Origin of the sequence: Streptomyces sp. NPDC060209, assembly GCF_042728155.1 — a bacterium.
GTDB lineage: Bacteria > Actinomycetota > Actinomycetes > Streptomycetales > Streptomycetaceae > Streptomyces.
Window position 1 is genome coordinate 1 of sequence record NZ_JBHWZS010000287.1, and the last position, 11,144, is coordinate 11,144.

Annotated in this window: 4 protein-coding genes; 1 reads left to right on the plus strand and 3 read right to left on the minus strand. The window is 68.6% G+C overall.

The window, feature by feature from the left end; genetic code table 11:
* From ACFWFI_RS34840 to ACFWFI_RS34850, 3 genes are all read right to left on the minus strand, one after another.
* Window positions 1–1,321 (minus strand): ABC transporter substrate-binding protein (locus ACFWFI_RS34840; protein WP_387398269.1); only part of this gene is annotated, 1,321 nt, incomplete at its 3' end.
* A gap of 387 nt (window positions 1,322–1,708) precedes the next feature.
* Window positions 1,709–5,998, minus strand: a complete 4,290-nt coding sequence (locus tag ACFWFI_RS34845; protein WP_387398271.1) for a discoidin domain-containing protein — start codon at window positions 5,996–5,998, stop codon at window positions 1,709–1,711.
* 376 nt (window positions 5,999–6,374) lie between these two features.
* A complete protein-coding gene (locus ACFWFI_RS34850) occupies window positions 6,375–7,556 on the minus strand; it encodes a S8 family peptidase (RefSeq protein ID WP_387398272.1) in 1,182 nt (393 codons plus the stop codon).
* A 348-nt stretch (window positions 7,557–7,904) separates the two neighbouring features.
* Between ACFWFI_RS34850 and ACFWFI_RS34855 the strand changes: the two genes are divergently transcribed.
* Window positions 7,905–11,102 carry an alpha-L-rhamnosidase gene (locus ACFWFI_RS34855; protein WP_387398274.1) on the plus strand — a complete coding sequence of 1,066 codons (3,198 nt, stop codon included), beginning with the start codon at window positions 7,905–7,907 and terminating at the stop codon, window positions 11,100–11,102.
* The last annotated feature ends 42 nt before the right edge of the window (window positions 11,103–11,144 follow it).

The window sequence follows — 11,144 nt, forward strand, 5'->3', positions numbered from 1 at the left end:
TCGCGTTGTCGAGGATCTTGTAGATCTCCTGGGCCTTCGGCGGCTCGGCCTTGCCCTGGACGGGCTTGTCCATGAAGGCCTTGAAGTTCTCGACGGGCATCGTGGCGTTGGCGACGCGTTCGGCGTCGTCCGTCGTCTTGCTCCCGCCGAGGAAGAAGTTGGGCTGCGGAAGTCCGACGGGGAGGTTGTCGGCCTTCCTGCGGCCCCAGTCGAACTGCCCCTTCTTCGGTGTGAGGTTCTGGAAGTTCAGCCAGGCGACGGCGGCCTTGATCTTGTCGGGTGAACTCCCCTTCTTGATCATGTAGTTGTTCCCGCCGAAGAGCGTGCCCTCGGCCCCGGGGATCGGGCCCATGCCGAAGTTCTCGTACTTCGCACCGAGCTGCTGCACCATGTACGTGATGTCGTCGGGCGCGGCGAGGAACATGCCGAGCTTGTCGGTGGCTATCTGCTTCTGCAGATCGCCCCACTTCAGCAGCTGGGTCTTACCCATGCTGTCGTCCTCCCAGCGCATGTCGTGCAGCTGCTGGAGGACCTGCTTGCCCTTGTCGTCGTTGAACGCGGCCTTCTTGCCGCTCGTGTCCACGACGTCTCCCCCCAGGCCGTACTGCGTGGCGGTGAAGTGCCAGCCACCGTTGTTGCCGGCGCTGTACTCGCCGAATCCGGCGATGCCGTTGCCCAGTGCCGCGATCTTCTTGCTCGCGGCGCGGACCTCGCCCCAGGTCGCCGGCGGGGCGTCGGGGTCCAGCCCGGCCTGCGTGAACAGCTTCCGGTTGACCATGAGGCCCATGGTGTAGTTGCTGGTCGGCAGCGCGTAGAGCTTGCCGTCCTTGCGTGCGACATCGAGCACCTGGGGCTGGATGTCCTTGAGCGCGGGCACGGAAGTGTCGTTGACGTACGCGGAGATGTCCTCGGCGCCGTCGTTGTCCAGCACCTGCTGGAGGTCGGTGAAGTAGGCGTAGAACACGTCCGGTTGTGACTTGCCCTTGAGCATGGCCGTGAAGCGCGGCGGCTCCAGGCACTGGCCCGGCGTCGACTTCCCGTTGATCTTGACGTTCGGGTACTGCTTGTTGAACGTCTTGATGTCCTCGTTCCACTCGCGCAGCTCCGCGGCCTTCGCGGCCGGCGGCATGCAGTCGATCGACAGCGTCACCTTGGCCTTCGGGTCGAGCGGCGCCGACGGATCGGACGATCCGCTGCCGGAGTCGTCGTTCCCGTCGCCGCTGCTGCTCGTGCCGCAGGAGGCAAGGGCGGTCAGGGCGAGCGCGGTGACAACGGCGGCCGCGGAGGCACGGCGGGTACGGCGAAACCCAGCACTTCTCATCGATGGTCCCCTTCGGGCATGAGCACGGAAGACCCGGCCGACTGTCTGCCGGGGCGCGGCACACTCAACCACCGGCGACAAGCGAGCGCAATATCTCGCGCAGTTTTCGTAAATGTTTGACAGCACTCCGCATGTGACGAGACGTCCAGTGAGAGCGGTCCGACGCACCCACAGAACACTTCTGTGCGGCCCTACGGGCCGATCCAGGCACGCTGTGCGGGCTGACCTGCCACCGCCACGCGGGCCACCCGGGAGGGCCACCACCGATCTCCGGGGTTGATGCATGCAAGAGACAGACTTACCGCTGCAAGCGGTTACGCGCGGCGGGGTGCCCCCCGAGCCCCCTCCGGAACCCGGGAAACACCCCGCCGCACTGCCTCCGAACCCTTACGGATTGATGTTGATCCTGAAGGTGGAGGTGGTGTTCTTCACGTCCTGGGCGTTGCCGCTGAGCTTCAGCCCGTTGAACGTGACCTCACCGACGGCAGGGCCCTGCCCCGCCTCCGGCAGCTCGTTCGCCCACAGCCCGAAGCCCGACTTCGCGTCGAAGGCGTCGCCGCTCTTGCGCGCGCCCGTGATCGAGATGTCGGTGAGCACCGTGTCCTTGATCGGGAACTGCGGCTGTCCTCCCACGTAGTTCGTCTGGAACATGATCCCGCTGTACGTCGGGTCGACGATGTCCACGTGGGAGATCCTTATGCCCTGGAAGACCTTCGAGGCCGAGAACAGCCAGATCCCGGGGAAGGTCTGCGTTCCCCAGAAGTGGCCGCCGGACCGCACGACCGACACGTTCTCGATAGCCGTGGGGCCGGTCCCGAATCCGTTCATCGGATAGCCGAAGTCCAGCGAGCTGACCGTGATCCCGGCGTACACCAGGGTGTCGGCGATGAGGATGTTGCGGAAGGTGTTGTCGTAGCCGCCGTACACGGCCACACCCGCTGCCCGCCAGGTGAGGATGGACGTGAGGTTCTCGTACACGTTGTTCTTCATGTCCGAGCCCCCGGCGTCGATCGCCGAGAACAGCGCGAAGCTGTCGTCGCCCGTGGCCCGTGCCTCGTTGTTGGTCACGTGGTTGTCCGTGGAGCCGTTGGTCATGTTGATGCCGTCGGCGAACATGTTCCGGATCCGGGAGTTCTTGATCGTGACGTTGTCGGTGTTGGCGCCCCAGTAGAGGCACACCATGTGCTCGTTCCAGATGTTGTCGATCACGATGTCGGAGACGTTCGAGAAGTCGAACACCTTGCCCGGTCCGTCGATACGGGACGTGTAGTTGCCGAAGTACGCGAAGTTCGAGAACGACGAACCCTTCGCACTGGCCTCGGCACGGAACCCGATGTCGGTGTTGTCCTGCGTGGACGGGGCCCGGAACCGGGTGAACCAGGGCCCGGCACCGACGACCTTCACGGCCTTGCCGTAGACCTGGAACTTGCTGGAGGTGGAGTAGTCACCGGCCGGCAGGTAGACGCCCACGAGGGTTCCCGTGGTGTCCATACGGACCTTGTCCAGGGCGTTCTGGACGTCCTGGTGGGTGAAGCCTGCGGGCACGGTGTAGGTGGCCGGGTCCGGGTTCGCCACCTGGGAGACCTGCTCCAGGCTGACGAAGTCGATGGCGTACGCGCTGGTGTTGGCCGCGTCCTTCTGCAGCCGGATCTTGCTGCCCGCCGGGACGTTCTTGCCCAGCATGACGTTCGCCTCGTCGTAGATGTGACGGGGTGCGCCCGAGCCGGGGTCATTGCCCGGTCCGGTCTCGTTCCCGTACAGCCAGGCGTACTTCGAGGTGAGGTCGATGGCCTTCAGGAAGGTACCGTCCACGTAGACGTTCAGCTTCGAGTCGATGCCGCCGCCGCCCGCCGAGTCCGGGATCGAGAACCGGGTGACCAGGGTGTTGGTGGTCGCTCTGGTGGTGAACTCCACGTAGTTGCCGGTGCTGTCGAGGGTGACCGCCTTGCGGCCCGACGCCTCGCCCGCGACGTCGCCGACGGTCCGGTTGGGGCCGACCACCTTTGCGCCGCCGCCCGCGACGCCGTCCTCCGCCTCGTACATGTCGTACGGCATGTTGGCGCCGCGTCCGACGAAGAGCGACTCGGTGCTGGTGTTGTTCTCGCGCTTCACCGGCAGTTCGTTGGCGTCGTCGGCGAGCACCACCTTCACCGTGTACGAGCCGTTGGCGGCCGTCCAGGTGCCGAGGGAGACCGGTGAGGTCGTCGCACCGGCCGCGACGGCTCCGTTGTGCGCACCGGTGAGTGTCTTCACCGTGGCACCCTTGGAGTCGATCAGGCTCAGGGTGATCCCGTGGCTGCCGCTCGCGGAGGCCACCGAGCCCTGGTTCTTGACGGCGACGGAGAAAGTGACCGTGTCGCCGTTCGACGGGGCCGACGGGGAGGTCGTGACCGCGCCCGCCACGAGGTCGGAGCTGGAGACCGGCTTGACGACCAGTGGAGCGCCGCTGGTGAAGCGGTTGTTGGTCTCGTTCTGCTCGATGATCTCGCCCGCCGGGTCGACGACCGCGCCCAGCGTGTAGCTGCCTGCGTCGCGCGCTCCGATGCCGGCGGTGACCTGGGCGGAGGCGCCTGCGGCGAGGGAGCCGACCGAGGCCGTGGCCACCTTGGAGCCGCCGAGCTCGAAGTCCAGCTTGCCGGCGGGCGAGGCGACCGCGCCCGTGTTGCGTACGGTCGCCGACAGCGTGATGGCGTCCGACTCCACGGGCGCCGCCGGAGACGAGGTGACTGCCGAGACCTGCAGGTCCGGGTTGGGGGCCGGAGCACCCAGCACCTGGAACTCGGCGACCTGACCGGCGCCGGATCCGGTGTTGGAGGTGAATTTCAGCTGGACGTCGGCCACCCGGGCGGTGACCGGGATCGTCACCGTGTTGCCCGTGCCGGGACTGAACGCGTAGTCCTTGGCGGCGGCCAGGTTCGTGAACGAGGTGGCGTCCTGCTCACGTCCGAGTACCTGGATGTTCTGGGTGCGCGCGCCCCAGCTGCTGTCGGGGTTGAGTTTGACGACGACGCTCTCGGTGTCGGCGTTGGCACCCAGCTTGACGGTCAGGGTGTTCGGGTAGCTTCCGCCGGCGCCCTCCCAGTAGGTGGTGAGCGAGTTGTCGTTGGCGTTGGCCGCGACGAACGTGTGGACCACGGACGAGGCGGTGATGGGTTTGGAGACGGCGAGGTTCGACGCGGCGCTGGTGGATCCGTTGCGCGTCACGGTGTTGCTGGCACCGGACGTGTTGCCCGCCGCGTCCTTGGCCCGCACCACATAACTGACGGTGGTGGCGGCGGACTGGGTGTCGGTGTAGGTGGTGACATCGCCGGCCACGCTCCTGCGGAGCACGTTGTTGGCGTAGATGTCGTAACCGGTGACGCCCTTGTTGTCGGAAGAGGCCGTCCAGGTCAGCTTGATCTGCCCGGTCGACGGCTCGGTGAAGGCCAGCCCGGAGGGGGCCGTGGGCGCCTGGGTGTCGCCTGAGTCGCCCGTCCGGGTCACGGTGTTGCTGTTGCCCGACTGGTTGCCCGCAGCATCCCTGGCGCGGACGTAGTAGGAGACGGTCTCGCTCGCCGGACGGGTGTCCGTGAACGTGGTGACGTCACCCGCCACGCCGGTCAGCAGCGTGTTGCCGGCGTAGATGTCGTAGCCGGTCACACCGGTGTCGTCCGACGACGCATTCCAGGTCAGCTTGATCTGCCCCGTCGACGGCTCGGTGAAGGCCAGCCCGGAGGGCACTGTGGGCGCCTGCGTGTCCCCGGTCCCCGGCCCGTAGATCTCCAGCTCCGAGAGCTGGGCGGCCGGCTGGACGGAGTTGGCGGTCACGAGTACCCGCACGTGGCGGGTCGTGGTCGCGTCGAAGGTGATCGTCGCCGACTGACCGCTCGCGGCACCGAAGGTGTAAGCCTTGGAGGCCGTCAGGTCGCTGAACTCCGAGCCGTCGGCGCTTCCCTGGATCTTCAGCGTCTGGGTCCGCTGCTCCCAGCCGTCGGGGAGCCGGAGCACGACCCGGTCGACCCGGACCGAGGAGCCGAGGTCCGCCTGGATCCACTGCGGGAGCTCGTTGTTCCTGCTCTCCCAGTAGCTGGCGCGGTTGCCGTCGTTGCCGTTGGCAGCCACGTACGTCTCGGTGTGGCTGCTCGCCTTGAGCGTCCGGCCCGCGGCGAGATTCGCCGACGACTCCCCCGCCGCGCGCACTTCCAGTTCGGAGAGCTGGGCGTTGCCCCATCCCGTGTTGGCCGTGATGTTCACCCGCACGAAGCGGCTCAGCGTGGCCGGGAAGGAGATCTTCACCTCGTTCGACGTGCCGGGACCGAAGGTGTACGCGGCCGAGGTCTTCAGGGTCGAGAAGCTGGTGCCGTCGGCGCTCCCCTGGAGCGACAGGGTCTGCTGTCTGCTCTCCCAGCCCGCCGGGAGCTTCAGCGTCACCTCGTCGACCCTGGCGGCGGAGCCGAGGTCGGTCTGCACCCACTGGGGCAGTGTGCCGCCCGTCCCCTCCCAGTACGTCGCCTGGTTGCCGTCCGTCACGTTCCGGGCGACGTACTCGCTGCCCGCGCTGCTCGCCGCCGTGGCCCGGCCTGCGGCGATGTTGGGGCCGGCGGCCGCCGCGGCGGTGAGCGACGGCCATCCGATCATCAGAAGACTGGTCGTGATCACGGCGGAAAGGGCCCGCGATCTCCAGCGTTGGGCTCGCATAGATCCCCGATCTTCAGCCTCGGCGCGGAAGACGCCGAGGGTGCGGCTCTGTCGGTTCAGCTCTGCATCAACACTTTCTGCACACACTGAGCTGAGTTTTGCGCTTAGCGGTCAGAGAGTTGCAGAGATGCGAAGGAGCGTCCACGGTTGCGACAGAAACCGGAACACGACGGAGCTGAGCAGGGACCCACAAAGGACGCCTTATGAGGCGCATTCGGAACGTGGAGTGCCAGAGGTCGCACTGATGAAAGAAGACCGTAATTGATGTAAGTTTTTTGCGCACCGCTGTAAGCCGCCGGAAAGGTCCTGCTCCACGGCACAGCGAAGAGCGGGGCCCGCAGAACGCGGACCCCGCTCCCATGGAGCCGGCCGGAGGTCAGAGACCGCCGGTGTGGAGGAGCCGGTCGGGCGAGCCGGAGCCCAGACCCGTCAGGACGTCCGGGGTCGCCTCCGTGGCGAGCCAGTCGGCGACTTCCTGCGGCGTCGCGTCGGGGTTCTGCCCCTTGTAGAGAGCCGCCGCACCGGTGACGTGCGGACTGGCCATGGACGTTCCGCTCAGCGTCGTCGAACCGCCGCCGAGGTTCGCGGACACGATGTCCACGCCCGGGGCGTACAGCCACACGCAGGTACCCCAGTTGCTGAACGTCGCCTGCCGGTCCTGGTCGTCGCTCGCCCCCACGGCGAGCACACCGTCGGCGCGCGCCGGGGAGACGTCACAGGCGTCCTGGCTCTCGTTGCCCGCCGCGACCACGGGCAGGGTGCCCTCCGCCGCGAGCGCGTCGAACGCGTCGTCGACGGCCGACGACGCGGGCCCGCCGAGGGAGGCGTTGACCACGGCCGGCTGCTCGGCGTTCTGGGCGATCCAGTCGAGGCCGGCGATGATCCCGGCCCATGTGCCCGAACCTTCGCAGTTGAGCACCCGCACCGGCACCAGGGAGGCGGCGGGTGCGACACCGTATGTCGCACCGGCCACGGTTCCGGCGACGTGCGTGCCGTGGCCGTTGCAGTCCTCACCGTCCCGGCCGTCGCCGATCGCGTCGTACCCGGCGCCCACCCGGCCGCCGAACTCGCTGTGGGCGGATTCGATGCCGGTGTCGAGGATGTACGCCGTCACGCCCTGGCCCGTACCGTCCACGTCGTACGTGCCGTCCAGCGGCAGGTTCCGCTGGTCGATGCGGTCCTGCCCCCAGCTCCCCGCCACGGCCCGCTTCCCCGCCGACTTGGCGGCGGGCGGCGAGACGGATGCCTCGCTGTTCTCCTCGACGGCCTGGACGCCCGCGTCGCCGCGCACCTCGTCGAGCTGCGCGGGCGTGAGCGAAGCGGCGAAACCGTGCAGGACCTTGCTGTACGTGAAGAGGACGCTGACCCCGAGCTGCTCGGCCATGGCGGCCGGCTTCTGCTCAGGAGAGAGGGTGACGATGTACTGACCGGGCACGGCCCGGGCCGACTTCTGCACCGGCACGAGAGTCTCGCCGGTGTCGGCCGTGGCCGTGGTGGTGCCGATCAGAGGGGCGATCAGCAGTAGAGCGGCCGGTGCCCAGTGGGCGCGCAGGCGCATGCGTTCTCCCTTGAGATGGAGGAGCGGTTCACGGACCCGTCAGGTCCGCGAAGTGCGAACACCTGACCTTTCGTCCACATCCCCGGCGGGCCTGAGCCGTGTCAGCCGGACAGCGCAACGATCGGTACCGGGGCAGGCCCATTCGGCCCACCGCGTGAAAGGTTTCAACTCCTCCTGCGAGCGAACATAGACCCGCCCACGCAAGGGCGTCAATGCCGCACGCAGCAGACTTCAACCATCAAGCCAGAAATGGCACCATCACGAAAGAACTCTTGACAGGGACCAGTCAGAACCCTAGTTTCACCGGAACTGAAACGATTCATCCCCGCATCGTTACGGAGCCGCGTTGTGATCAGCAGAAGACGACTGCTCAGCACCACCGCCGCCACCGCCGCGCTCGCCGCGGTGTCCTCACCCGCCGCCGGTGCGTCCGGGCAGGCGCAGGGGGCCGCCGGCCGGGCTCGCGTCACCGAGCCGACCGTCGAGTACGTGCGCCATCCGCTGGGCCTGGACACCCCACGTCCACGGCTGAGCTGGCCCGCCGAGTCGGACGATCCAGGCACGGCCCAGACCGCCTATCAGGTGCGCGTGGCCACCGCCCCCGACCGCCTCGGGAAACCCGACGTCTGGGACAGCGGCAAGGTCGAGTCCGCGCAGTCCCTACTGGTTCCGTACGCGGGCCCCGAGCCGGTGTCCCGCACTCGCTACTTCTGGTCCGTACGGGTCTGGGACACGCATGGCCGGGCCTCCGCGTGGAGTGAGCCGTCCTGGTGGGAGACCGGGCTCCTGGAGGACTCGGACTGGTCGGCCGGGTGGATCGCCGCGCCCGCCGCGCTGACCGGCACTCCCGCCCTGGACGACGCCTCGTGGATCTGGTTCCCCGAAGGGGATCCCACCGCCGAGGCGCCTGCCGCCACACGGTGGTTCCGCGGCCGGGTTGAGGTTCCGGAGGGTGTCACCCGCGCCCGTCTGGTCATGAGCGCCGACGACGGGTTCACCGCACGGGTGAACGGCGTGCAGGTGGCGCACACCGAGGCCGACGGCCCCGCCGAGAACTGGAAGCGTCCCGTCCTCGTGGATGTGACGGCGCACCTCTCTCCCGGCGCCCAGGTGATCGCCGTGTCGGCGACGAACGCCGTAGCCGGCCCTGCGGGGCTTCTCGGAGCGCTGGAGCTGACGACGGCGGACGGTACGACCACGGTCGTCACCGGCGCCGACTGGCGGGCCACCGACGGGGAACCGTCGGGAGACTGGCATTCCGGCAGCTACGACGACTCCGCCTGGCCCGCCGCCAAGGTCCTGGCCCGCTGGGGCTCAGGTCCCTGGGGAAAGGTGGTGGTGGCGTACTCTCCCGCCACCCAGCTGCGCCGGGAATTCCGGCTGGGCCGCAAGCGCGTCGCGCGGGCAAGGCTGTACTCGACGGCCCTCGGGCTGTACGAGGTGTCCCTCAACGGCGAGCGTGTCGGCGAGGACCGGCTCGCCCCGGGCTGGACGGACTACGACAAGCGGGTCCAGTACCAGACGTACGACGTGACCGGTCTGCTGGCGCCGGGCGGCAACGCACTCGGGATCACACTGGCGACCGGGTGGTATGCGGGGAACATCGCCTGGTTCGGACCTCATCAGTACGGCGAGAGGCCCGCCGCACTCGCCCAGTTGGAGGTGACCTACACCGACGGTTCGACCGAGCGCGTGGTGTCGGGGACCGACTGGCTCACCGCGGCCGGGCCGGTGACCGGGGCGGACCTCATGGCGGGCGAGGAGTACGACGCCCGGCTGGAGACCGACGGATGGACCCGTGCCGGTTTCGACGCGTCCGGCTGGCTCGCGGCCGACCGCGTCGACGGGGTCACAGCGGAGCTCGTGGCCGAAGTGGACGGCGCCTGCCGGGTAGAGCGTGAACTGACGGTCCGTGAGATCACTGAGCCGAAGCCAGGTGTGTTCGTGTTCGACCTCGGCCAGAACATGGTGGGCGCCGCGCGCCTCTCCGTTTCCGGTCCGGCCGGGACAACCGTGCGACTGCGGCACGCGGAAGTACTGAACCCGGACGGCACCATCTACACGACCAACCTGCGCACGGCGCGCGCCACGGACACGTACACGCTCAAGGGTGGCGGTCGCGAGACCTACGAGCCCCGCTTCACCTTCCACGGCTTCCGCTACGTCGAGGTGACGGGCTACCCGGGCACGCCGGGGCGGGACGCGGTCGTGGGCCGTGTCATCCACACCTCGGCACCGTTCACCATGGACTTCACGACCGATGTGCCCATGCTGAACCAGCTCCACAGCAACATCACCTGGGGGCAGCGCGGCAACTTCCTGTCCATACCGACGGACACCCCGGCGCGCGACGAACGGCTCGGCTGGACCGGCGACATCAACGTGTTCGCTCCGACCGCCTCGTACACGATGGAGTCCGCGCGCTTCCTCACCAAGTGGCTCTACGACCTGCGCGATGCCCAGACCCCCGACGGCGCCTTCACCCATGTCGCCCCTGACCTCCCGAACGTCGGCAACGGGGCGGCGGGCTGGGGTGATGCCGGAGTCACCGTGCCCTGGGCGCTCTACCAGGCGTACGGCGACGTGCGGGTGCTGGAGCAGTCCTGGGCCTCGATGCTCAAGTGGCTGGAGTATCTGGAGGCGCACAGCACAGGGCTGCTGCGCCCGGCCGACGGGTTCGGCGACTGGCTCAACATCGAGGACGAGACGCCCAAGGACGTGATCGCCACGGCCTACTTCGCCCACAGCGCCGATCTCGTGGCCCGGACCGCCGAGGCACTGGGCAAGGACCCCGCACCGTACCGGACGCTCTTCGGCCGGGTGCGCGACGCGTTCCGTTCGGCGTACGTGTCGGCCGGCGGGCGGGTGAAGGGCGAGACGCAGACGGCCTATGTGCTGGCCCTGTCCATGGATCTGCTGGCGGAGGACGATCGCGGGCCGGCGGCGGACCACCTCGTCGCGCTCATCGAGGCGAAGGGCTGGCACCTGTCGACGGGGTTCCTCGGCACCCCACGCCTGCTGCCCGTGCTCACGGACACCGGCCACACGGATGTCGCCTACCGGCTGCTGCTGCAGCGGACCTTCCCGAGCTGGGGCTACCAGATCGACCGGGGCGCCACCACCATGTGGGAGCGCTGGGACTCGATCCGGCCGGACGGCAGCTTCCAGGACGCCGGGATGAACTCCTTCAACCACTACGCGTACGGCTCGGTCGGGGAATGGATGTACGCGAACATCGCGGGCATCGCTCCCGGCGCCCCCGGCTTCCGGAAGATCATCGTGCGGCCGCGGCCGGGCGGCGGGGTGACTCAGGCCGAGGGGCGGTTCGACTCACGGTACGGGCCGGTCACCACCCGCTGGAAGAAGGACGCGGACGGTTTCGCCCTGCGGGTCGCGCTGCCCGCGAACACGACCGCCGAGGTGTGGGTACCGGGCGGAGACAAGCGGAGTGCCGGCCGGGGCCCTGCGGTCTTCCTGCGGCAGGACGACGGTTGCGCGGTCTTCGCCGTCGGGTCGGGCACCCACCGGTTCGCGGCCTCCGCCTGACGGGTGCCGCGCGGCGCCCTGGGGGACGGGCCCGTCCCCCAG